The following is a 20,717-nucleotide window of genomic DNA, read 5'->3' on the forward strand; positions in this document are numbered from 1 at the left end:
GACGGCGGGGAGGGCGTCGAGGGCGTCGAGCGTCTCGGGCCGCGGCGAGTCGAGTTCGACGCGGACCGCATCGGGGTCCAGCACCTCGACGAGGGCGTGGACGTAGGGGACCAGACGCTCGGGGTCGGGTCGATACGCGGGGACCACCACCCCGACAGACTGCGACATGCACGACCATTCACTCAATGGGGTAAAAAGCGAACCGCTCTGGGGCGCGCCGACCATCACAAAACGTATTGCATCCGCGGCGCAGTCATCGGACAGATGGAGTACGCCCTCGTCGTCCGGTGGTTGCTGCTGTTCGCGGCCCTCTGGGCGGTCGGTCTTCCCCTCTCGACCCGGCTGTTCCGCCGCCTGCCCGGTCGCGGTGCCGGACTCGCCCTCCCCGTCTCGCTCGTCGTCTTGACCCTCCCGGCGTACTACGTCGGCCACCTCTCGTTCGGGCCCGCCGCCCTCATCGCCGGCGTCGGGACGCTCCTCGTCGCCTCGGCGGTCGCGGGACTCGACCTCGGCGCGCTCCGCCGCGGCGACTTCCGACTCGCGCCCGACCTCGAAATCGACCGACGCGCCGTCGCAGACGCGGCCGCGGTGTTCCTCGTCGCCTTCCTGTTCGCCGTGGCGCTCCGGGCGCTCGACCCGGCGGTCCACGCCGGCGGCGGCGAGAAGTTCCTCGACTTCGGCCTCCTCCAGTCGCTCGCCCGCGCGTCGGTCCTCCCGCCGGAGGACATGTGGTTCGCCGGCGAACCGGTCCGCTACTACTACGGCGGCCACCTCGTGTCGATTCTCCTCGCGCGACTCACCGCCACCGACCCGTCGTTCGCCTACAACCTCGCGCTCGCCGGCTTCTTCGGCCTCCTCGTCACCGCGGCGTTCGAACTCGGACGGGGCGTCGCGACCGCCGCGGGCGCGAGCGGTCGCCTCGGCGGCCTGCTCTCGGCGTTCTTCGTCGGCTTCGCCAGCAACCTCGTCACCGCGGGGCGGTTCGCCCTCGCCGCGCTCCCCGAGGGGCTACGCCGGCCCGTCGCGGAGGCCGTCGCCGAACGCTCGCGATACACCGTCTCGCAGGTGCTCGCCGGGAGCGCGGAGTTCTCGTACTGGAACGCGAGCCGCGTGATTCCGGACACCATCAACGAGTTTCCGCTTTTCGCGTGGCTCAACGGCGACCTCCACGCCCACATGCTGGGCACGCCGTTTCTGCTCCTCGCGGCCGGCCTCGCCTTTGCGTACTTCCGGACGCCGGAGGAGGCGGTCGGCGAGCGCCGACTCCTCGTCGCCGCGACGACGCTCGTCGGCGCGCTGCAGGTCGTCGTCGACACGTGGAGCTTCCCGTCGGTGTTCGGCGTGCTGTTCCTCGGGATGGTGTTCGCACCCGCGCGCCCGTGGACGTTGTTCCCGGGTCGAAAGCGCGTTCGCTCGGCCGTCGGCGACAGCCCGGTCGCCGGCGAGTTAGCCCGCCTCGGCGGCACGGTCGCGGCGGTCGGTCTCGCCGGCGTCGCCGCCGCCGTCCTCGCCAGCCCGTTCCTCCTCGGCGCGGTCGCGGGCGGCGGGAGCGCCCGGACGGTCGAGCTTCTCTCGCCCGACCAGCGAAGCGGGTTCGGCGCGCTGGCGCTCGTCCACGGGGCGTTCCTCGCGGCGTTCGCGGTTTACTACGTCCGTCGTCTCGGGGCGCAAGACGGACTCGGCGGCCGCGAGTGGGTCGCGCTCCTCGGGAGCTTCGCGGCGCTGACCGTCGTCGCGGCCGCGCAGTCGTTCGCCGCGCTCGCGCTCGTCGCCCCCCTCGTCGCCGTCGGGTGGGTGCTCCTCCGGTTCGCCGACGACCCGCGGTTCGAGACGGTGCTCGTCGTCGCCGGCGCGGGCCTCGTGACGCTCGTCGAACTCGTCTACGTGAACGAGCAGGCCGGCCCCGGTCGGATGAACACGGTGTTCAAGACGTACATGCAGGTCTGGGTGCTCTGGGGGAGCGCGATGGGTGCCGTGCTGGCGGGATTCGTCGGCGACGCGGTCGCCGCGGGCGACGTGTCGCTCCCGAGGGTCGACCTCGGCGTTCGCGGGGGCGCGGTCCGGGTCGCCGGCGTCGCCTTCGTCGTCCTCCTCGTCGCCTCCACGTCGGTGTACGGAGGACTGGCCGTCGCTGACCACGCGAACTCCCCCAGGGAGGAGGCGACGCTGGACGCGACGGCCTTCGCGGAGTGGCGGCACGGAAACGAGTCGGCGGCCATCACGTGGCTCGACGAGACCGTCGAGGGCAACCCCACGATGCTCACCGCGCCGGGGACGACGTGGTCCGAGACGGTGACGGACGAACGCGAGAGCGTCATGTACGGCTGGCGCGGGAACCCCGAATCGAGCCTGACGGGCGTTCCGACGGTCGCCGGCTGGGCGCACGAAATCGGCTACCGCGGCCCCGACGCGTACTACGGCCGCGTGCGCGACGTGGACGCGATGTACGTCGGAAACGAGTCGACGCGGGCGCGGCTCATCGAGCAGTACGACGTGCAGTACGTGTGGGTCGGACCGGGCGAGCGCGCCCGCTACGGAGAGATAGAGACGGACGTGGCGTGGCTGACGCCGGTCCACCGGTCGGGGTCGGTCGCGGTCTACGAGGTAGAAGAAGCGAGACTACCTTAGGCCGCGCCGCGCTCGCGGACGACTTCGACCGCCTCGGCGTCGACGCCCTCGGTTTCCAGCCAGTGCGGGACGAACTCGCGCTTTTCGAACGCCTCGCGCTCGTCTTCCGTACCGACGGTACACCACAGCTGGACGCGGTCGGGGCCGTGCCAGTCGCCCTGCCGGTCGACCGAAAACAGGACGTACTCCTCGCCGTCGTACTCGATGACGCCGTCGCGCCGAACGCCGGGGTCGCCGTGGATGATGAGCTTCTTCATGTGCCGGGATTGGCACAGTCACCGCTTAATCGCTTCGGCTTCGGGCGTGCGCCGGGCGGCGGGCGTTCCGCGGTCGGTCGGAGTCACCGTGGCCTGCCCACACGTGACACGCCGAACGCCCGGTCGCGGCGGGTTCAGGGGCCGCGGCGAACCAAACGGGTTTTAACGGGCCACACCAAAACCCACCACAAGGTCGATATCTATGCAGATGCCACGCCGTTTCAACACGTACTGCCCGAACTGCAAGGGACACCACGAACACGAAGTGGAGAAGGTCCGGAAGGGACGCCCGACCGGCATGAAGTGGAACGCCCGTCAGACGCGACGCGGCAAGGCCACTATCGGTAACGCCGGTAAGTTCTCCAAGGTCCCCGGTGGCGACAAGCCGACGAAGAAGACCCACCTGAAGTACATCTGCTCCGACTGTGGCAAGGCCCACATGCGCGAGGGCTGGCGCGCCGGTCGCCTGGAGTTCCAGGAGTAAATCATGGCAGGAAACTTCTACAAGGTCGCGTGCAGCGACTGCGAGAACGAACAGGTCGTCTTCGGAAAGGCCTCCTCGGTCGTCAACTGCGCCGTCTGCGGGACGACCCTCGCCACGCCGACCGGCGGCAACGCCGAGTTCCACGGCGAGGTCGTCGAGACGGTCGAGCGTCGCGACAGCGACGAACTTGAGGCGTAACTCCCCGGAGGACCTCGCATGAAGTACAGCGGATGGCCTGACCCCGGCGAACTCGTCGTCGGAAAGGTAGACGACATCGCGGACTTCGGCGTCTTCGTCGACCTCGAAGAGTACGAGGACAAACGCGGCCTCTGCCACATCAGCGAGGTCGCCAGCGGATGGATCAAGAACGTTCGCGACCACGTCCGCGAGGGACAGACAGTCGTCGCTAAAGTGCTCGAAGTCAACGAGAGTTCCCAGCAGATAGACCTCTCGATAAAGGACGTCAACGAGCACCAGCGCAAAGAGAAGATTCAGGAGTGGAAAAACGAGCAGAAGGCCGACAAGTGGATGGCGCTGGCGTTCGGCGAGGACATCGCCGACGACCGCTACCAGTCCATCGCCAACGCCCTGCTCGCCGAGTTCGAGTCGCTCTACGACGGCTTCGAGCAGGCCGCGATTCACGGCATCGAGGCGCTCGAAGGCGTCGAACTCGGCGACGACGAACTCGAAGCCATCGTCGAGACCGCGCGTCAGAACGTGTCGGTTCCCTACGTCAACGTCACCGGCTACGTCGACCTGCGCTCGCCCGCGGGCGACGGCGTCGACGACGTGAAGGAAGCCCTGAAGGCCGCCGAGGGCGACGGCGAAATCGGCGACGAAATCGAACTGTCGGTCACGTACGTCGGCGCGCCCGAGTACCGCGTCAAGGTCAAAGCGCCCGACTACAAGACCGCCGAAACCGAGCTCGAATCGAGCGTCGCTCGGGCCCGCGAGGTCATCGAGGCCGCGGGCGGAACCGCGGAGTACCATCGCGAACGCAGCGGCGACGAAGAGTAATCGCATGAAATCAGACATCCGGGTGTGCAGCGCGTGGCGCGACCGCCACGACCGCCCGGTGTACTCGCTTTCTGAGACCTGTCCGGAGTGCGGCGCACCCACGGAGAACAGCGCGCCCGCGCCCTACAACCCCGAAGACCCCTACGGCGAGTACCGCCGCGCGCGGAAGCGCCGCCTCGCCGAGGAGTCGGCGTAGCCGGCTTCGGCTACCGACGCTCTCTTAACCGGCGCGTCCGCCACTACGTGCATGGACGACATCGAAATCGAGGCTGTCGAGGAGGTCGACCTCGCCGACCCCGTGCTCATCGAGGGGTTACCGGGCGTCGGCAACGTCGGCAAACTCGCCGTCGAGCACCTGCTGGAGGAGTTCGAGGAGGCCACGCTGGTCCGCCGCGTCTACGCCGACGTGTTCCCGCCGCAGGTGACCATCGAGGAGGGCGTCGCCGAGCTGACCCACGTCGCGATTCACGCCGTCGAGACGCCCGGCGAGGGGCCGGACCTCCTCCTCCTCACGGGCGACCACCAGGCCCAGTCCAACGAGGGCCACTACCACCTCACCGACGCCTTCCTCGACATCGCCGAGGAGTTCGGCGTCGAGCGCCTGTTCGCGCTGGGCGGCGTCCCGACCGGCGAACTCGTCGACGAGCCGTCGGTCCTCGGGGCCGTCGCCGACGAGTCCCGCCTCGACGAACTCGAAGAAGCCGGCATCGAGTTCCGCGAGGACGAGCCAGCCGGCGGCGTCGTCGGCGTCTCCGGGCTGCTTCTCGGCCTCGGCGGTCGCCGCGGCCTCGACGCGACCTGCCTGATGGGCGAGACGAGCGGCTACCTCGTCGACCCCCAGAGCGCGCAGGTCGTCATCGAAGTCTTACAGGACCTCCTCGACTTCAGCGTCGACTTCGAGTCGCTCGAAGAGCGCGCAGAGGAGATGAAGGAGGTCGCCGCGAAGATTCAGGAGATGCAACAGCAACAGCAGGGAACCATCGCCAGCGACGACGACCTCCGGTACATCGGCTGAGGCCCCACCGTCGCGGGCCGTCGAATCTCGACTCGTCTCGCACCGTCTCGTTTTCGAACTGGAGTTTCAGGCTTCGATGATGTCGTCGTCTGCGAACTCCGGGACGACGACCTCGCCGTCGAGCGACTGCACCGCGCGGCCGCCGACGCGAATCTCCGCGCCGACCCGCACGCGGACGGTGCTCGGGCGGTCCACGAAGTGGCCCTGTTCGATACGGAGTTCGTCCGGAACGGAGTCGAACGCGCCGACCTGTCGGAGGTACGCGCCGCACGCGCCGGCGGCGGTTCCGGTCGCCGGGTCCTCGGAGATGCCGATGCCGGGCGCGAAACACCGCGCGTGGAGCGTGGAGTCGCCGTCGATGGCGTCGAAGGTGTAGGCGTAGACGCCCGCCGCGTCGTGTTCGGCGGCGAGGTCGGCGATGGCGGCGTCGTCGGGGTCGGCCCCCGAGAGGTGTTCGAGGAAGTTGACCGGAACGACGAGGAAGGGAAGCCCGGTGGAGGCGACCGCCACGGGGAGGTCCGCGCCCACGTCGCGGAGAGCGGCGTCGTCGACGCCGAGCGCCGCCGCGAGGCGGTCGTAGTCGATTTCGAGCGGGCGCACCGTCGGCGCGTCCTGCGTCATCCACACCTCGCCGAGGTCGCCGAGTTCGATGTCGAGGGTGCCGACGTTGGTCTCCAGCGTGTGCGTGCCCGGTTCGAGTTCGCGCTCGGCCGCGAGGTGGGCGTGGGCCGCGATAGTCGCGTGGCCGCAGAGGTCGACTTCCTGTTGCGGCGTGAAATAGCGGATGCGGCGGTCCGCGGCGGCCGACGAGCAGACGAACGCCGTCTCGCTCGCGCCGAGTTCGGCGGCGACGGCGCGCATCTGTTCCGCGTCGAGGCCGTCGGCGTCGGGGACGACGCCGGCCGCGTTGCCGGACAGCGGTTCGGTCGTGAAAGCGTCGACGAGGAGGGCGCGTCGGCTATCCATGGAAAGGCGCACTACACGGCGATGTATCAAACCAGCGGGTCGGCGGTCGGGTCGTGTGAGAAGGGAGGAGGGCGATACGAGCGGGCGCGATTCGGGCGCGAGTTAGTCGACCGCGACCGACTCACGCGCGGGTCCACCGGACGCGGCCGCTCGTTTGAGCCGCGCCGTCGCCCTGCATCACTTCGCGCATGTTCATACAGCCGGGACACCCGACGACCTCGTCCATGTCGTTGCCGAAGACGCGGACGAAGTCGCGGGAGACGAACTCACCACAGTTACCACACGTGTGCATTCTGGTTCCACCTACAGATCCGCATACTCCGGCACTCGATATAACTATGTCCTTTGTTAACATGCGTTAATATCTGCCTGAACGGGAGGTCCTCCGGTTAGTCGCCGGATAACCTCGATTCGAGCGGTTTTGACACGGCGACACACGGGCGGGGCGAGTCGTACAGATTAAAGGGCGTCAGGCGCGGCAGTACGCACGGTGAACGGAAGATATGGGCGACCTCCCCGACGAGTTTAACTGTACTATCACGAACTGGGAGTACATCTACGGCCTCTGCCGCGACGTCTCGGACGAGGTCAAGACATCCGAGTTCGAGCCCGACGTCATCGTCGCGCTGGCCCGCGGCGGCTGGTTCGCGGGCCGGTGTATCTGTGACTTCCTCGGGCTGGACGACCTGACGAGCCTGAAGATGGAACACTACGTCGGGACGGCCCAGAAATCGAACGAGCCGGAGGTCCGCTACCCGATGCCGGAAGGCAGCGTCGAGGGCAAAGACGTGCTCATCATCGACGACATCGCCGACACCGGCGGCTCCATCAAGCGCGCACACGAGTACGTCAACGAGCGCAACGCGGGCGAGGTCCGGACCGCGACGCTCCAACTCCTCCAGACCAGCGAGTTCGAACCCGACTACGTCGGCGAGCGCCTCGAAGCGTGGGCGTGGGTCGTCTACCCGTGGAACTTCATCGAGGACATGATAGACCTCACCTCGGGCGTCATGGCGAAGGCCGACGACGACACGTTCGAACTCGAAGACGTCCGCCACTACCTCGCGGAGTTCCACGACGTGGACCGCATCGAGATGGAAATCGCCCAACCCGACCGGATGCCGGAAGTCATGTCCGAGATGGAGCGCCGCGGCTACGTCGAGTCCACCGGCGACGGCGCGTGGCGACTCCTCGAAAACGACGGCGTCGGAGCCTGAACGCGGGGTCGCTCGCTCCGGCCTCGTTCGACTGCTTCGGCGCTGTTGAATTCTCTTGAGGTCGACAGGGCGAGTGTGACCCAGACGGCGGATGTAGTCAGCGCGGTTGCGACCGCCCGTAGAGACGCCGTCGCGGCTCACGGGCGAAAACAGGACCGGATGTCGGGCGAAGCGGCCGTCGAATCGTACGGACGTCCGGCGGTCGGTCGCTCAGGCACCCATGTTCGCCACTTTCTCGGCGAACTCGGCGTGGAGGTCGGCGTGGTGATGGACGACCTTCCACTCGCCTTTCTCCTTCCGGTAGACGTTGGTCGTCCGACCCTCCAGGGACATCGGTTCACCCGCAAACGTCCACGACACCGACTCAGTACAGAGTTCGTACGCGGCGTCGCCGATGACGCGGATGGCCTGGTCCGACCGGGTGACCGTGCCATCCGAACTCGCCGATGCGACGCCGGCGAAGGACCCGGAGACGGCCTCCCATCCCGTTTCCCGCCCACCGATTGGATGCATGGTCGTCACGTCGTCCTCGTGTGACCAGCTGTCCGCCATGGAGTCGGCGTTCCCGTTCGCCATCGCTTCTAGTGCCCCGTAGAACTGGTCGGATGCGGCTCGGACGTCGTCTTCGGCTGCTACGCGTTTTGTAGACATTACAAACCTCACCGTAACGACGACTCCTGAGCATATATACTAAATAGATGAGATTTCGTACGGTCAGCTATTTCGGACGTTTAGCCGGTTCGACCCCGACGACTCGTTTCGGCCAGAGTAAGACGGAGAGACAGTACACGCCGGTAACAGACTGTTCGCACGGACACTGGACACAAGACTCACACCGGGGATTCAGCACAGTCTCGACAAACTATCACCAGACGAGAATACCAACGGGGCCACGTATCCGACCGCTTCGACCGTCTGCTTCGACGTCCCTCCGACCTCTCACAGTCGCCCACCGCCCGGTCTCGCCCGAAGCGAAACGTTCCTTTGGGTGCCGCTCGTCAGCACGCGCATGTCGCTGTTTTCTATCTTCGTCAGTGCGCTCTTGCCGATTCTCGCCATCGGCGCGGTCGGCTTTCTCCTCGGGCGCGTCCGCGACGTGGACCCAGAACCGCTCAACACGGTGACGGTGTACGTCCTCGCGCCGGTCCTCGTGTTCTACAGCCTCGCGACGACCGAACTCGCCGGTGAGACGCTGGCGACCATCACCGCCGGCGTCGTCGCCTACCACGTCGCCATGCTCCTCGTCGCGGGCGGCGTCGCCCGACTCGCCGGCGTCTCCGAACCCCTCCTCGGCGCGCTCGTCCTCGTCGCCGCCTTTCCGAACTCGGGGAACTACGGCATCCCCGTCAGTTCGTTCGCCTTCGGCGACACCGGCCGCTCGACGGCCGTCGTCTACCTCGCCGTCCAGAGCGTCCTCATCTACACGCTGGGCGTGTACATCGCCGGCCGGGGAGCCGACCGCGACGGCGGCGCGCCGGGGTGGCGCGTCGGCCTCGAACGCATCGTCCGCATCCCGCTCGTCTACGCCGTCGTCGCCGCGCTCGCCGCTCGGTGGCTCGGCGTCGTCCCGCCGACGGGCGTTCCCGCGATGGAGACGCTGCGGCTCGTCGGCGACTCGTCGATTCCGATGATGCTCCTCATCCTCGGCATCCAACTCGCGGGGGCCGACCTCGGCTCGACGCTCTCGGAGGTCGGGCTCGTCGCCGCGCTCAAGATAGTCGTCGCGCCCGCGGTCGCGGTCGGCGTCGCGCTCGTCGCCGGCTTCGGCGACCCGACGGTCGCGCGGACGTTCGTCCTCGAATCCGCGATGCCCGCCGCGGTCACGCCGCTCATCCTCGTCGCGGAGTTCGGCGACGCCTCGGGGACCGGCTCTGCCACCTCGCTCGCCGAGTTCGTCTCCGCGGCCGTCTTCGCGACGACGCTCCTCAGCGTGCCCGCGCTCTCGGTGCTCATCTACCTGTTGAACCACGGCGTCGTGGTGTAGCCCCCGATTCGCCACGATTTTGTGCGCCCTGCCCTACCTCCGAGTATGAAAATCGGATTCATCGGTGGCAGCGGTATCTACGAGGCGCTCCCGCTGGAGAACACCCGCGAGGAACCCGTCGAGACGCCGTTCGGCGAGCCCTCGACGACGCCCGTCGTCGGCGAGTTCGGCGACACCGGCCGCGAGGTCGTCTTCCTCCCGCGACACGGCCCGGACCACCAGCACTCGCCGACGACGCTCCCCTACCGCGCGAACATCTTCGCGCTCAAGAAGCTCGGCGTCACCCACGTCCTCGCCAGCAACGCCGTCGGGAGCCTCAAAGAGGACCTGCCGCCCCAGACGCTCGTCGTCCCCGACCAGATTTACGACCGCACGAAACACCGCCCGCTGACGTTCTTCGACGAGGGCATCGTCGTCCACCAGCCCTTCGCGATGCCGTACGACGAGGAACTCGTCTCCATCCTCGCCGAGGCCGCCGCGGAAGCGACCGACGCGCAGGTCCAAGAGGGTGGCACCTACGTCTGCATCGAGGGCCCGTCGTACTCCACGAAGGCCGAAAGCGAGCACTACCGCGCGCAGGGCTGGGACGTCATCGGCATGACGACCATCCCCGAGGCCAAGCTCGCCCGCGAAGCCGAGATGGCCTACGCGACCATCACCGGCGTCACCGACTACGACGTCTGGAAGGAAGACAGCGAAGTCACGCTCGACGAGGTGCTGAAGAACGCCGCGGCCAACGAGGAGGCCATCAAGGAGACCGTCGAGGCCGCCATCCGCAAGATTCCCGACGGCCACGAGACCGACAGCCACGCCGCGCTCGAAGGGACCATCAACACCCCCGACGACGCCATCCCCGCCGAGACGAAAGCAAAGCTCGCGCCGCTCATCGACCGGTACGTCGACTGAACCGGCCTCAGTTCAGTCGTTCAGTTCCGCGGATTCTGTCGAATCGCTCTCCGTCTCCGCAACCTCGCGCTCGCCGCGCGCCGCCTCGTCGGCCGGCGAGAACTCGACCGCGTGACAGCGCGTGCAGTACTCGTTTTCGCCGCGGTCGGTCGTTGCGAGCGGGATACCCGCGACGACGAACTGCGTGCAGAACTCCCGGACGACGCCCCGGTCGTCGGTCTCGCCGCAGACGACGCACTCGCGGACCGACCGCGGCGACGTGACCACCTCGCGGACGCGGCCGAACGCGGTCGGACTGTACGAGACGTAGCCGGGGATGTAGCAGTGCAGCCAGAAAATGGGGAAGAAACACAGCACCGCCAACGGCCAGATGACCGACTGAGGGAACAGGATAGCCGACGAAATCACTGCGAACGTCACCGACGTGACGAGCGAAACCGCGACCGTCAATCGCCGGAGCGTGCTGGAGAGCAGGGTCGGATGGGGCACGTCCGAGAGTGACAATCCGCGGAGAGAAATAGCTAGTCGTCCGCGATGGCCTCGGCTTCGAGTTCGGGGTCGGCGGCGCCGCCATCAGCATCTTCGGAGCCGTCGGCGGCCGTCTCGGGTTCAGACCCCGCGCCGGGGTCGGCGTCGAACACCTCGGGGTTCCGAATCCAGAGGTCGCCGAACAGGTCGTCCTGCTTGAGGTAGACCGTGCTCCGGTGGGACAGAAACAGGAGCGCGAGGTAGGTCGTCATCACGGTGTCGGCCACGTCGCGTATCTCGGCGAACAGCACCTCGTCGCGGCCCTTCTCGTAGTGGGTGGCGAGCACGTCGCCGACGGCTTCGACGACCGCCTCGATGTCCTCGTTGTGGGCGGTCCCCGTCACGTCGTCCTCCGTGGGTTCGCCCGCGCCGCGCATCTCGCCGGGCGTGTGGTAGTCGAGCGTCTGCGTCCCGCGGGAGAAGCCGCGCGGCGACTCGGAGGTGTCGTACTCGCGGCGACGCTTCCACCACGACCCGCGTTCGACCTCCCGGAGTTCGCGGACGAGTTCGTCCAGCGTCTCCGGCGACCCGCGGGCGTTCTTGCGTTCGAGCCGGCGGTCCATCTCGTCTTCCAGCGCGTCGATGGGGTCGAAACCGGGCGACCCGCCGTCGTCGTCGCCGGGGTGGCCCTCGTCGCCGCCGCCCTGTAAGGCGAGTTCCCACGGTTCGAGTTCCTCCTCGTCGGGTTCGTCCGGCGCGAGGAGTTCGTCGGATTTCATGCGCAGGAGGACGCTCGCGTAGAACAGCGCCCGCCCGGTCGTCCGGAGGTCCATCGCGTCGAGGCGGTTCAGAAAGGCGTCCGTGACCTCCACGATGTCGATGTCCCACGGGTCGATGGTCCCCTCCTTGGCGAGTTGGACGAGGAGTTCGACCGGTTCGACCTCGTCGTCGTCCGACTCGGACACGTCCCCCGGGAGTACCTCGTCCATCGCGTCGGGTTCGGCGGGGGCGGCGTCCGCCTCGGAGCCGGACGCGGCGTCGTCGCGGGCGAACGAGAAGACTTCGTCGTCGTCGGCCTCGCGTTCGTCGCCGTCGCGGCCGCGAGAGAGGTTCAGTTCGGGGATGTCGTCAGTCATCCGCCGGAACCTCCGCTTCCACGTCCGCGTCGGCCTCGCCGCCGTCACCACCGTCCGCGTCGTCGTCGGGGCGGTCGCCGTCGGAGTCGTCGCCGCCCGGTCCGTCCGCGTCGGTTCCGTCGCCGCCGGCCTCGCCGTCGCCGAACTGGATGCCCGTGACGGCGCTGACGTTGTCGCCCTGCATCGTCACGCCGATGGCGCGCTCGGCGCGTTCGAGGAGCGCGGAGCGGTGCGAGACGACGACGAACTGCGCGTCGCCCGCGAGGTCGTCGACCATCTGGCCGACGCGCTCGGCGTTCGCGGCGTCGAGGAAGGCGTCCACCTCGTCGAGCGCGTAGAACGGCGCGGGGTTGTGCCGCTGGATGGCGAAGATGAACGCGAGCGCCGTCAGCGACTTCTCGCCGCCGGACATGGCGTCGAGGCGCTGGATGGGCTTGTCGCCCGGCTGGGCCTTCATCGTCAGGCCCTCCTCGAAGGGGTCGTCGGGGTTCTCCAACTGGAGGTGGCCCGTCCCGTTCGACAGGCGCTCGAAGATGTCGGTGAAGTTCTCCGCGATGGCGTCGAACGACTCCATGAACGTCGCCTTCTTCTGGGACTCGTACTGGTCGATGCGGTCGGCGATGGCGTCGCGCTCTTCGACCAGCACGTCGCGGCGCTCCTGGAGGTCTTCGAGGTCGGCTTTCACGTCGTCGTACTCGTCGATGGCGAGCATGTTGACCGGTTCGAGTTCCTCCATCTCCTCGGTGAGCCGCTCGATTTCCGACTCGACGGTGTCGTGGTCGGGAATCTCGTCGGGGTCGTAGTCGCCGACCTGCGATTCGAGCTCGTCGATTTCCCATTCGAGGCGCTCGGCGGCCGAGCGCATGCTTTCGAGCTTGGATTCGACCGCGTTCACGCGGTCTTTCTTCTCGTCGCGGGCGCTCCGGGCCTCACGGAGGTCCGCCTGTAGCTCCTTGCGGTCGTCTTTGAGGTCGACCAGTTCCTCTTCGAGTTCGGCGACCGCCTCGCGCTTGGCTTCGAGGTCGTCCTCGCGCTCCTCGATTTTCGACTCCGCCTCGGAGATGGACTCCCGAGCCTCGGCCTTGCGGTTCTGGGCGGCCTCAACCGTGTCGTGGAGGTCGTCGACCGCGTCTTCCGCGTACTGCTTTTCGAGCTGAATCTCGTTGAGCCGGCCGTCGAGCGTCGACATCCGGTCTTCGAGGTCGTCGATGTCCGCGCGAATCTCGTCGGCGCGGGCGGTGAGCTTCGGAATCTCGGAGTCCGCGAGCTCGGTCTCGATGTCCTCGATGGCGGCCTCGACCGTCTCGATTTCGTCGTCGAGGTCGGCGATTTCGTCGTCGAGGTCGGACATCTGTTCGTCCACCGACTCGCGTTCGGACTGGAGTTCGTCGAGGCGGTCGTCAAGCCGGTCGATTTCGGCTTCGGCGTCCTCGATGTCCTCCTCCGCGTCCTCGATTTCGCGCTCGATGGTCCGGACGCGGTCGGCGGCGTCGGAGGCCCGCCCGCGGGCGTCGTCGAGGTCGTCGTCGATGTCCCGAATCTCCTCGTTGAGCGAGCGGCGGCGGTCTTCGAGCTTCGTAATCTCCTTCGCGAGGCGTTCGAGTTTGCCCTCGCCGGACTTCGAAAACGAGTAGCGAGAGCCGCCGCCGGAGCCGCCGGTCATCGCGCCGGAGCGCTCCACGAGGTCGCCGTCGAGGGTGACCATGCGGTAGTCGCCCATCAGGTCGCGGGCGGTCTCCATGTCCTCGACGACGAGCGTCGACCCGAGGACGTACGAGAAAATCGACTCGTACTGGCTGTCGTAGTCGACGAGGTTGCGCGCGAAGTCCACGACGCCGGGGTTGTTGGGCTTGCGCGGGAGGCTCCGGTTGTCCATCTTCGTGATGGGCAAGAACGTCGCGCGGCCCGCGTTGCGGGACTTCAGGTGGTCGATACATGACGACCCCACGCCGTCGTCGTCGACGACGACGTTGGCGAGGCGGCCGCCGGCGGCCGTCTCACAGGCTTTCGCGTACTCGCCGTCGACGGAGGCGAGTTGGCCGACCGCGCCGTGGACGCCGGAGATGCCGGCGTTGAGGATGGTCGTGACGGCCCGGGGCCACGAGTTGTCGCCGTCCTTCCCGGCGCGGGCTTCGAGGCGGGCGTACTCGGACTGCTTGGTCTGGAGTTCGTCCGTGACCTCCGAGAGCTCGTCGTTCAGGTCGGCCTTCTCGGCCTGCAGGTCCTCGATGACGCCGTCTATCTTCGCCTTGTTCTTTTCCGCGGTGTCGAGTTCGCTGTGCAGGTCCGAGACGGTCGCCTTCAGTTCGGGGATACACTCGCGGGCGCGTTCGAGCTCGTCCCGCGTCTCCGAAATCTGGTTCGAGCGGCGGCGCGCGTCGTCCAGCAGGCGGTCCTTGGCGCGCTGGCGGTCGTTCTTCTCGTCTTTGAGGTCGTCGAGCGTCTCCTTTCGCTCCGCGAGTTCGGACTTCAGCTCGTCGAACTCGGTGTCGACGGAGTCGATTTCGGCCTGCACCTCGGAGAGCTCGACCCGCTTGGACTGGATGTCGCTTTTGACCGACGCCTTCTCGACTTTGACCTCGCGGATGTCGTCTTCGAGGTCGTCTATCTGCTCTTGCTTGCGGTCGATGTCGATGAACGCCTTCCGGCGCTCGGCCTCGGCGTCGTCGCGCTTTTCCTCGGCGGCCTCGATGGCGGTCTCCAGCCGGGAGATGTCGCCCTTTATCTCCTCCATCTCCGACTTGATGCGGAGCTGTTCGTCCTCGCCCTTGCGCTCTATCTCGCGGGTGAGGTCTTCGAGGTCTTCTTCGAGACGGGTGACCTTGCCCTGTCGCTCGTCGAGTTCGGCCTGTAGGTCTTCGAGGTCGGCCTCGGTGGTCTCGATGCGCGATTCGGTCCGCGAGAGGTCGTCGCGCTTGTCTTCGAGTTCCGCGGCCTTCAGGTAGCCCTCGTACTCTTCTTTCTCCTCGCGGAGTCCCTTGTAGGTGAGCGCCGTCTCGCGCTCGTCGGCGAGTTGGTCGAGTCGCGTCTCCTTTTCCTCGATGCGGAGGTCCGCCTCGTCGACGCGCTCTTCGACCGCCTCCAACTCCTCGAAGGCGGCGTCTTTCTTCTCGTCGAACTCGGCGACGCCCGCGATTTCGTCGATGATGCCCCGCCGCTGGTAGGGCGTCATGTTGATTATCTCGGTCACGTCGCCCTGCATGACGACGTTGTAGCCCTCGGGGGTGATGCCCGCCTGCGCGAGCAGGTCCTTGATGTCCGAGAGGTTGACCGAGCGCTCGTTGAGGTAGTAGTACGAGTAGTAGTTGTCCGGCGTCTCCTTGACGCGGCGCTTGATTGTTATCTCGCCGACGTCGCCGATTTTGTCGGTCCCGGCGGCGTTGACGACCTGCGAGCGGTCGAGCGTCCCCTCGGAGTTGTCGAGGACGACCGTGACGCTGGCCTCCTTGGGCTGTGCGGGGGCCTCGTCGCTGCCGTCGGCGTGACCGGGGTTGTAGATGAGGTCCGTCAGCTTCTCGGCGCGAATCCCGCGGGTGCGGGCGAGGCCGAGCGCGAAGAGGACGCCGTCGATGATGTTCGATTTGCCGGAACCGTTCGGGCCCGTAACGACCGTGAAATCCTCGTAGAACGGGATGCGAGTCGGCCGCCCGAAGCTCTTGAAACCGTCAAGGACGAGCTCTTTGATGTGCATGGGTTGGTGTTCGCGCGGGCGACGCCCGCAGGTGGAGCGCGCCGCATGAACACGGGGCACGCTCGCTCGGACGGCGCGCCCGATTACGCGACGATGATGTCGTCGTCGGGGGTCTCGCCGTCGCCTTCGTCAGTCTCGTCGGCCTCGTCCGGTTTAGTCTCATCGCCGTCGGCCGACGCCACCTCGTCGGCGTCGGCGGACTCCGCGGCGGCGTCCGCTGCGGCCTCGTCTTCGGTCTCCCAGTCGCCGCGACGGGTCGCGGCCCGCGAGGGGACCTCCACGTCGTTGGCGTCTTCGAGCTGTCGAAGCCGCTCTTTGGTCTCGACGAGCTCCTCGGTGAGCCCGTTCACGGCGGCCTGCAGTTCTGCGACTTTGGATTCGAGTTCCTCCACCCGGTTACTCATGGGTAACATAGCCCCGCGCGTGAGACATAAATGTGCGTCAGACAATCACCGAAAATGTGATACGTGTGAGGGGAGTTCCGCGTCTGAATCCCCGTCGCCGACCGCTCAGTCGCGGTACGACTCGGTCGTCGTCGTCCGAAGCGAGCGGACCGCGTCGAGGTACTCCTCGCGGCCGCGTTTCTCGGCTTTCGCCTCGCGGACCGCCGCCATCGCCTCGGGGCTGGTGAGCAGGTCGACCAGCGTGCAGGCGGTGAGTTTCGCGGGGATGACGTAGGCCATCTCCTCGTCGACGACGCGGAAGTCGCGGGCGTGGACCGCGCCCTCGAAGCCGCCGGTCCACGGGTGGATACCGGGGACGAGCTGCGTGATGTCGCCCATGTCGGTCGACCCCGAGAGGTGCGGCGTCCCCGCCGTGACCGCGTCGGGGCCGACGATGTCGCGGGCGTTCTCGTCGTAGAACGCGACTATCGTCTCGTCGGTCCGAAGCGGCATGTAGCCGGGGTAGTCCTCGATTTCCACGTCGCCGCCGACGCCCATCGCGCCGGCGGCGAGCGCCCGGTTGACCGACTCGTTGGCGTCCGCGACCGCTTCGACCGAGGCCGCGCGGACGTACGACTCCATCGTCACCTCGGCGGGGACGACGTTGACGCCGTCGCCGCCGCGGGTGATGATGGGGTGGACGCGGACGTGGTCCTCGTCGCGGAACCGCTCGCGCTGGGCGTGGACCGCGTTCATCCCGAGCATCGCGGCGTTGAGCGCGTTGACGCCCTCTTCGGGGGCCGCGCCGGCGTGCGCCTCGGTCCCGCGGTAGGTGACGAACTTGCCGACGAAGCCGTTGGTCGAGAAGTTGCTCGTAATCGTCCGCTCGGGCGTGTCGCTGCCGGCGTGCATCATCGCGGCGGCGTCCCAGTCGTCGACGTAGCCCCGGCGGATGAGCTCCTGCTTGCCGCCGAAGAACTCGATGTCGCCGGCTTCGAGCAGGCCGCGTCGGTAGTCGAGGTCGAGGTACTCCTCGGCCGGAACGGCGACGAACTCGACCGCGCCGTCGAGGTCAGAGACGACGCCGCTGCCGACGAGGCCGAAGGCGGTCCCCACGAGGTGCGCGAGCTGGGCGTTGTGGCCGCAGGCGTGGACCGCGCCGGTCTCGGGGTCCGCCATCGGGTGGTCCGGGTTGACGAGCGCGTCGAGTTCGCCGAGGACGGCGGCGACGAAGTCGCCGGAGCCGGCTCGGGCTCGCGCGCCGGTGATCGCCAGCTCCGTCTCCACGTCGAGGTCGAGGTCCTCGAAGAGCGAGACGACCTTCTCCGTGGTCTTGACCTCCTTGTAGCCGAGTTCCGGCTCGGCCTGTACGTCTTTCGCGAAGGCGATAATCTCGTCGGCGCGGGCGTCGATGGCGTCGCAGACGCGGGCTTTGAGGGCCGCGGTGCGGTCGTCAGTCACCGCGTCTCACCCCGGCGCGGTCGGCGGGCGGCCGTGTCCGTGGGGTCCGCCATCAGATAATCCCCTGTGCGGAGAGCACGGCCTGCGAGATGAGCGCCGAGCCGAAGAACGTCCCGAAGAAGACGAACACCGCCACGAGGACGAGCTTCCAGCTGACCTCCTTCATCTTCCCGGTCTGGAGGCCGATAGAGAGGCCCGCGTAGGCGAGAATCGGCGTCGTCGTCGCGAGGAAGTCCACCTCGCCGACGGCGGCGAGAAACGGCGCTTGCACCGGCGAAAACGGCAGTGCGAGCGCGAAGGCGAGCACCATCGCGTAGGCGAACGCCGGCAGGTCGAGCGGAATCAGCCGCCCCATGAGCAGGGCGGCGAGGCCGATGACGACGATGAGCGCCATGCCGGGGAGCGCGGCGACGAAGCCGGTGCCGGTGGCGATGAAGTTGGCCGTCAGCGTCAGGAACGCCACCACGAGCAGCATCTTCAGCGACTCGACGGAGAACTCCGGCGTTGACATCGACATCTCACTCACCTCCGTCGGTCGCGGCGGTGCCCCGTCCGAGCACGGGCGCGAGGACCGCGTACAGGCGCGTGATGACCGGGAGGCCGACGAGGATGACCATGTAGAGCCCCGTGATGCCGGTCAGGAGGTTGCTCGTCGCGGCGAAGCTCAGAATCTGTTCTTCGGCGACGCCCGCGCCGCCGGCGGCGGCCGCCAGCGACGTGGAACAGGCGGTCATCATGCTCGCCGAACCCATGCCGCACGCCATCGACAGCGCGAGGGGATGAAGCCCCGTCGCGGGCGCGAAGCCGCCGAGCAGGCCGAAGAAGACGGTTCCGAGGACCGTCCCGGTCATGTAGGTGCCGAGGACGCCGCGGCCCTCGGGCGACTCGATGCCGTACTTGTCGGTGATGACGCCGAGGGTCGGCTCGCGGGCGATGCTGACCGCGGCCCCGATGGACTCGCGCTTGAGACCCAAAAGCAGGGCGAGCGGGAGCGCGATGAGAATCGTGCCGAGGTTACCGAACTCCTGTAAGACGAACGCCGGCCCGGCCGCCACGAGGTCGTAAAACGACGGCGCGACGAGCGTCCCGTACTTGACGCCGAGCGGCATCAGCGCGATGACGAGAAGCGGCGAGGCGATGCGGCTCACGTCCTCGTCGACGACCGACCGGAGCGGTTCGATGACCGACCCGAGGACGCTGTAACTGACGCCGAGGCCGAGGACGACGGCGTACAGGAGCGGCAGGAGCACGACCTGACCCGGCCCGAGCGGGAACGTTATCGTGCCGATGAGTTCCGCGACGACGACGATGAGAAGCACCGTCAGATGCGTCCGGAGATGCGCCGAGAGCCGGCCGGCGGTCCGAATCGGTGCCCATCTGTCTGAAGTGGTATCGTTTGTCATATGTGAACGGTTTCGTGTGAACCGTAGAAATGAAACACCAGTATATAAATCCTCGTTAGTTATTGTCAACCATGTACGACCGGGCGCGTCGGGGTCGCCACCCGCGGCGAGCGTCTCGCCGACCGGTCCCGTTAGTCTTTAGCCCACCGCCGTCGAAGCGCGGCCAATGACTGCGCAAGCGCTCGAACAGCGCGAACTCGCGGTCGTCATCGGGTTGGAGGTCCACGTTCAACTCGAAACGGCCACGAAGATTTTCTGTAGCTGTTCGACCGAGCCTGCCGAGGACGAGGAGCCGAACACCCGCGTGTGCCCCGTCTGTCTCGGGCTACCGGGCGCGCTCCCGGTGCTCAACGAGGCGGCGGTGGAGTCGGCGGTCAAAATCGGCAAGGCGCTGAACGCCGACATCGCCGAGGACACTCGCTTCCATCGGAAGAACTACTACTACCCCGACCTGCCCAAGAACTTCCAGATCACCCAGTACGACGCGCCCATCTGCGCCGACGGGACGCTGGAGGTGTCCGTCGAGGGCACCCGCCGCGACATCGGCATCACGCGCGCCCACCTCGAAGAGGACCCCGGGAGCCTCCAGCACAAAGGCGGCAGCATCGACACGGCGGACTACACGCTCGTCAACTACAACCGCGCCGGCACGCCGCTGGTCGAAATCGTCACCGAACCCGACTTCCGAAGCCCGCAGGAGACCCGCGCGTTCCTCGCCAAGCTCGAAGAGGTGCTCGAATACCTCGGCGTGTTCGACGCCACCCGCGACGGCTCGCTCCGCATCGACGCCAACATCTCGCTCGTCCCCGCCGACGAGGTCGACGGCGACGGCACGATTTCCGGCGAGGCGCTCGAAGCGGCCAACCGCACCGAGGTCAAGAACATCTCCAGCCACAAGGGCGCAGAGAAGGCGCTGGCCTACGAGGTCACCCGCCAGAAGAACGCTATCCAGCGCGGCCGCGCCGTCGAACAGGAGACGCGCCACTGGGACGAGTCCCGCGGCATCACCGTCTCGATGCGCTCGAAGGAAGAAGAAAAGGACTACCGCTACTTCCGCGAGGCCGACCTCCCGCCGCTGCAGGTCGCCCACTGGAAAGAGGAGATTCCGATTCCGGAACTCCCCGACGCCCGCCGCGAGCGCTTCCACACCGAGTACGGCATCGACGAGGAGTCCGCCTCGAAGCTCACCTCGACCAAGGAGGTCGCGGACTTCTTCGAGGACGTGGCCGCCGAGTTCGACGCCGACCTCGCCGCGACGTGGGTCGCCGACAACCTGCTCGGCGAACTCAACTACCGCGACATGCAGATCACGGACGTGTCGGACCGCCTCGACGAGTTCACGCGGCTCGTCGAGCTCGTCGCCGCCGACGAGGTGACGACGAAGAACGCCGAGGAAATCGTCCTCCGCGAGATGCTCGACGAGGGCAAAGACCCCGACACCATCGTCGAAGAAGAGGGGCTCGGCAAGGCCGACGACGACGAAATCGGCGGCTTCGTGCAGGAGGCCATCGACGAGAACCCCGACGCCGTCTCCGACTACCACGACGGCGAGGGCGGCGCGCTGAACTTCCTCGTCGGACAGGTCATGCAGAAGTCACAGGGGAGCGCCGACCCCGGGACCGTGAACCAGTTGCTCCGCGAGCGACTGGACGAGTAACCGGCCGTCCCACTCGGGGGCGATTCTCCGCGACGAGCGGTCGT

At 67.5% G+C, this 20,717-nt stretch carries 21 protein-coding genes and 1 pseudogene; 10 read left to right on the forward strand and 12 right to left on the reverse strand.

Features of this window, described 5'->3' with window-relative positions:
* Positions 1-168, reverse strand: a pseudogene (locus BN996_RS20530) (glycosyltransferase); the annotation flags it as partial.
* A gap of 96 nt (positions 169-264) precedes the next feature.
* Here BN996_RS20530 and BN996_RS11285 point away from each other — a divergent pair.
* Positions 265-2,628 (forward strand): DUF2298 domain-containing protein, encoded by a 2,364-nt coding sequence (locus BN996_RS11285; RefSeq protein ID WP_089779078.1) that lies wholly within the window; start codon positions 265-267, stop codon positions 2,626-2,628.
* Here the strand turns inward: BN996_RS11285 and BN996_RS11290 are convergent.
* The gene (locus BN996_RS11290; protein ID WP_004972858.1) at positions 2,625-2,885 is read right to left on the reverse strand and encodes an HAH_0734 family protein; all 261 of its coding nucleotides are present in this window, start codon (positions 2,883-2,885) and stop codon (positions 2,625-2,627) included. The two genes, BN996_RS11285 and BN996_RS11290, sit on opposite strands and share 4 nt — an antisense overlap.
* A 202-nt stretch (positions 2,886-3,087) precedes the next feature.
* Here BN996_RS11290 and BN996_RS11295 point away from each other — a divergent pair, with 202 nt between their 5' ends.
* From BN996_RS11295 to BN996_RS11315, 5 genes are read left to right on the forward strand one after another with little or no spacing between them, the layout of a single operon-like run.
* On the forward strand, positions 3,088-3,369 hold the full coding sequence (locus BN996_RS11295) for a 50S ribosomal protein L44e (RefSeq protein ID WP_004972860.1): 282 nt from the start codon (positions 3,088-3,090) through the stop codon (positions 3,367-3,369).
* 3 nt (positions 3,370-3,372) lie between these two features.
* Positions 3,373-3,567, forward strand: coding sequence for a 30S ribosomal protein S27e (locus tag BN996_RS11300; protein WP_004044235.1), 195 nt, complete (start codon positions 3,373-3,375; stop codon positions 3,565-3,567).
* 18 nt (positions 3,568-3,585) lie between these two features.
* Positions 3,586-4,386, forward strand: a complete 801-nt coding sequence (locus BN996_RS11305) for a translation initiation factor IF-2 subunit alpha (protein ID WP_089779080.1) — start codon at positions 3,586-3,588, stop codon at positions 4,384-4,386.
* A 4-nt stretch (positions 4,387-4,390) separates the two neighbouring features.
* Complete coding sequence (locus BN996_RS11310) at positions 4,391-4,582, forward strand: RNA-protein complex protein Nop10 (RefSeq protein WP_089779082.1); 192 nt, start codon at positions 4,391-4,393, stop codon at positions 4,580-4,582.
* Positions 4,583-4,633: 51 nt separating this feature from the next.
* Positions 4,634-5,401 carry a proteasome assembly chaperone family protein gene (locus tag BN996_RS11315; RefSeq protein WP_089779084.1) on the forward strand — a complete coding sequence of 256 codons (768 nt, stop codon included), beginning with the start codon at positions 4,634-4,636 and terminating at the stop codon, positions 5,399-5,401.
* Between the two features lie 66 nt (positions 5,402-5,467).
* Here the strand turns inward: BN996_RS11315 and BN996_RS11320 are convergent, their stop codons facing one another.
* The gene (locus tag BN996_RS11320; RefSeq protein ID WP_089779086.1) at positions 5,468-6,367 is read right to left on the reverse strand and encodes a PhzF family phenazine biosynthesis protein; all 900 of its coding nucleotides are present in this window, start codon (positions 6,365-6,367) and stop codon (positions 5,468-5,470) included.
* Positions 6,368-6,488: 121 nt separating this feature from the next.
* Complete coding sequence (locus BN996_RS20155; protein WP_004970126.1) at positions 6,489-6,659, reverse strand: DUF7563 family protein; 171 nt, start codon at positions 6,657-6,659, stop codon at positions 6,489-6,491.
* A gap of 211 nt (positions 6,660-6,870) precedes the next feature.
* On the opposite strand from BN996_RS20155, the gene BN996_RS11325 reads away from it, so the two are divergent.
* Positions 6,871-7,584: a phosphoribosyltransferase gene (locus tag BN996_RS11325; RefSeq protein ID WP_004970128.1), complete on the forward strand. Its 714-nt coding sequence runs from the start codon at positions 6,871-6,873 to the stop codon at positions 7,582-7,584.
* Between the two features lie 210 nt (positions 7,585-7,794).
* Here BN996_RS11325 and BN996_RS11330 read toward each other — a convergent pair whose 3' ends face one another.
* Positions 7,795-8,235 (reverse strand): YybH family protein, encoded by a 441-nt coding sequence (locus BN996_RS11330; protein WP_226908732.1) that lies wholly within the window; start codon positions 8,233-8,235, stop codon positions 7,795-7,797.
* A gap of 358 nt (positions 8,236-8,593) precedes the next feature.
* On the opposite strand from BN996_RS11330, the gene BN996_RS11335 reads away from it, so the two are divergent.
* Positions 8,594-9,568: an AEC family transporter gene (locus BN996_RS11335; protein ID WP_193310938.1), complete on the forward strand. Its 975-nt coding sequence runs from the start codon at positions 8,594-8,596 to the stop codon at positions 9,566-9,568.
* 45 nt (positions 9,569-9,613) lie between these two features.
* On the forward strand, positions 9,614-10,474 hold the full coding sequence (mtnP, locus tag BN996_RS11340; RefSeq protein ID WP_089779090.1) for an S-methyl-5'-thioadenosine phosphorylase: 861 nt from the start codon (positions 9,614-9,616) through the stop codon (positions 10,472-10,474).
* Positions 10,475-10,486: 12 nt separating this feature from the next.
* Here mtnP and BN996_RS11345 read toward each other — a convergent pair whose 3' ends face one another.
* From BN996_RS11345 to BN996_RS11375, 7 genes are all read right to left on the reverse strand, one after another.
* On the reverse strand, positions 10,487-10,963 hold the full coding sequence (locus BN996_RS11345) for a DUF8108 domain-containing protein (RefSeq protein ID WP_089779092.1): 477 nt from the start codon (positions 10,961-10,963) through the stop codon (positions 10,487-10,489).
* Positions 10,964-10,995: 32 nt separating this feature from the next.
* A complete protein-coding gene (locus tag BN996_RS11350) occupies positions 10,996-12,078 on the reverse strand; it encodes a segregation and condensation protein A (RefSeq protein ID WP_089779094.1) in 1,083 nt (360 codons plus the stop codon).
* Positions 12,071-15,769: a chromosome segregation protein SMC gene (gene smc, locus BN996_RS11355; protein WP_089779096.1), complete on the reverse strand. Its 3,699-nt coding sequence runs from the start codon at positions 15,767-15,769 to the stop codon at positions 12,071-12,073. The genes BN996_RS11350 and smc overlap by 8 nt, the downstream gene beginning before the upstream one ends.
* A gap of 83 nt (positions 15,770-15,852) precedes the next feature.
* Positions 15,853-16,173 (reverse strand): DUF7518 family protein, encoded by a 321-nt coding sequence (locus tag BN996_RS11360; RefSeq protein ID WP_089779098.1) that lies wholly within the window; start codon positions 16,171-16,173, stop codon positions 15,853-15,855.
* Between the two features lie 105 nt (positions 16,174-16,278).
* On the reverse strand, positions 16,279-17,613 hold the full coding sequence (locus BN996_RS11365) for an amidohydrolase (RefSeq protein ID WP_089779100.1): 1,335 nt from the start codon (positions 17,611-17,613) through the stop codon (positions 16,279-16,281).
* Between the two features lie 52 nt (positions 17,614-17,665).
* Positions 17,666-18,130, reverse strand: coding sequence for a hypothetical protein (locus tag BN996_RS11370; RefSeq protein WP_089779102.1), 465 nt, complete (start codon positions 18,128-18,130; stop codon positions 17,666-17,668).
* 1 nt (position 18,131) lies between these two features.
* Positions 18,132-19,016, reverse strand: coding sequence for a DUF3100 domain-containing protein (locus tag BN996_RS11375; protein WP_089779104.1), 885 nt, complete (start codon positions 19,014-19,016; stop codon positions 18,132-18,134).
* Between the two features lie 166 nt (positions 19,017-19,182).
* Here BN996_RS11375 and gatB point away from each other — a divergent pair, with 166 nt between their 5' ends.
* Positions 19,183-20,673: an Asp-tRNA(Asn)/Glu-tRNA(Gln) amidotransferase subunit GatB gene (gene gatB / locus BN996_RS11380; RefSeq protein ID WP_089779106.1), complete on the forward strand. Its 1,491-nt coding sequence runs from the start codon at positions 19,183-19,185 to the stop codon at positions 20,671-20,673.
* The last annotated feature ends 44 nt before the right edge of the window (positions 20,674-20,717 follow it).

The organism is Haloferax massiliensis (assembly GCF_001368915.1).
GTDB classification, from domain to species: domain Archaea; phylum Halobacteriota; class Halobacteria; order Halobacteriales; family Haloferacaceae; genus Haloferax; species Haloferax massiliensis.

Coding starts and splice junctions, on each gene's coding strand:
- BN996_RS11285 (WP_089779078.1), top strand. CDS start 265: ATGGAGTACGCCCTCGTCGTCCGGTGGTTGCTGCTGTTCGCGGCCCTC.
- BN996_RS11290 (WP_004972858.1), bottom strand. CDS start 2,885: ATGAAGAAGCTCATCATCCACGGCGACCCCGGCGTTCGGCGCGACGGC.
- BN996_RS11295 (WP_004972860.1), top strand. CDS start 3,088: ATGCAGATGCCACGCCGTTTCAACACGTACTGCCCGAACTGCAAGGGA.
- BN996_RS11300 (WP_004044235.1), top strand. CDS start 3,373: ATGGCAGGAAACTTCTACAAGGTCGCGTGCAGCGACTGCGAGAACGAA.
- BN996_RS11305 (WP_089779080.1), top strand. CDS start 3,586: ATGAAGTACAGCGGATGGCCTGACCCCGGCGAACTCGTCGTCGGAAAG.
- BN996_RS11310 (WP_089779082.1), top strand. CDS start 4,391: ATGAAATCAGACATCCGGGTGTGCAGCGCGTGGCGCGACCGCCACGAC.
- BN996_RS11315 (WP_089779084.1), top strand. CDS start 4,634: ATGGACGACATCGAAATCGAGGCTGTCGAGGAGGTCGACCTCGCCGAC.
- BN996_RS11320 (WP_089779086.1), bottom strand. CDS start 6,367: ATGGATAGCCGACGCGCCCTCCTCGTCGACGCTTTCACGACCGAACCG.
- BN996_RS20155 (WP_004970126.1), bottom strand. CDS start 6,659: ATGCACACGTGTGGTAACTGTGGTGAGTTCGTCTCCCGCGACTTCGTC.
- BN996_RS11325 (WP_004970128.1), top strand. CDS start 6,871: ATGGGCGACCTCCCCGACGAGTTTAACTGTACTATCACGAACTGGGAG.
- BN996_RS11330 (WP_226908732.1), bottom strand. CDS start 8,235: ATGTCTACAAAACGCGTAGCAGCCGAAGACGACGTCCGAGCCGCATCC.
- BN996_RS11335 (WP_193310938.1), top strand. CDS start 8,594: ATGTCGCTGTTTTCTATCTTCGTCAGTGCGCTCTTGCCGATTCTCGCC.
- mtnP (WP_089779090.1), top strand. CDS start 9,614: ATGAAAATCGGATTCATCGGTGGCAGCGGTATCTACGAGGCGCTCCCG.
- BN996_RS11350 (WP_089779094.1), bottom strand. CDS start 12,078: ATGACTGACGACATCCCCGAACTGAACCTCTCTCGCGGCCGCGACGGC.
- smc (WP_089779096.1), bottom strand. CDS start 15,769: ATGCACATCAAAGAGCTCGTCCTTGACGGTTTCAAGAGCTTCGGGCGG.
- BN996_RS11360 (WP_089779098.1), bottom strand. CDS start 16,173: ATGAGTAACCGGGTGGAGGAACTCGAATCCAAAGTCGCAGAACTGCAG.
- BN996_RS11370 (WP_089779102.1), bottom strand. CDS start 18,130: ATGTCGATGTCAACGCCGGAGTTCTCCGTCGAGTCGCTGAAGATGCTG.
- BN996_RS11375 (WP_089779104.1), bottom strand. CDS start 19,016: ATGACAAACGATACCACTTCAGACAGATGGGCACCGATTCGGACCGCC.
- gatB (WP_089779106.1), top strand. CDS start 19,183: ATGACTGCGCAAGCGCTCGAACAGCGCGAACTCGCGGTCGTCATCGGG.